Source organism: Clostridium sp. LS (assembly GCF_002760435.1).
GTDB lineage: Bacteria > Bacillota > Clostridia > Clostridiales > Clostridiaceae > Clostridium.
On record NZ_AUUU01000242.1, the window covers coordinates 1 to 746 of the forward strand.

The 746-nt window shown below is 24.8% G+C and carries 1 protein-coding gene and 1 pseudogene; both read left to right on the forward strand.

All coding sequences use genetic code 11. The features are described 5' to 3' along the window. A pseudogene (locus COL3_RS26955) lies at window positions 1–237 on the forward strand (hypothetical protein); the annotation flags it as partial. Window positions 238–467: 230 nt separating this feature from the next. Beyond that, entirely contained in the window at window positions 468–704 is a 237-nt protein-coding gene (locus COL3_RS26960) for a heavy-metal-associated domain-containing protein (protein WP_008423030.1), read from the forward strand. Window positions 705–746 lie beyond the last annotated feature (42 nt).

Genomic DNA, 746 nt, shown 5'->3' on the forward strand with positions numbered 1-746 from the left:
GTTCAAAAAGATATTCCTGTTAAGTTAATATTTGAAGGAAATCAGCTTAATTCGTGCAATAATGGAATTGTATTACCATCTTTTAATATAGAGAAAGATTTAAAACCAGTAGAAAATATAATAGAATTTACACCAAAGGATGAAGATATAGATTTTGGCTGCTGGATGGGCATGATAAAAGGAGTAATTAAAGTTACATATAATATTGATTCTATAAAGAAATCTAAAAAACTTTAATGGGAAATTTAGAGATTAAATAGAAAGAGTTGCTTGTTTAGGTCATTAAATTACTTAAACAAGCAACTTTTTATTATAGTTTGTATTAACAACAGTTTAACACAAATGGGTGCAATTAAACCTTTATATTATAATTGAATTTAATAATCAAGATAAATTTTAAATTTATAGTTATCTTCATTAAATCTACATATTTTTTGTTTAAAATGTATACATGAGGAGGGGTTAAATTGAAAAGTTATAGTTTAAGCTTTAAGCAGAAAAATATGCTCTGTCATAGATGTTTAATGACTGTAGTGAAAACTCTTAATTCCGTTGAAGGGCTGGAAGAAATTCATGTTGATTTGGAATCAAGAAAAATAAAAATAACATATAAAGATGAAAATATATCAAAAGATGAAATTAAAGATATTGTAAATAGATCAATTTTAAGTGGAAAAGTGGGTAAGCTTAAACATTCACTATAATGAAAATATGAGGAGGAATTTATTATGAATTGTCATGGAAAT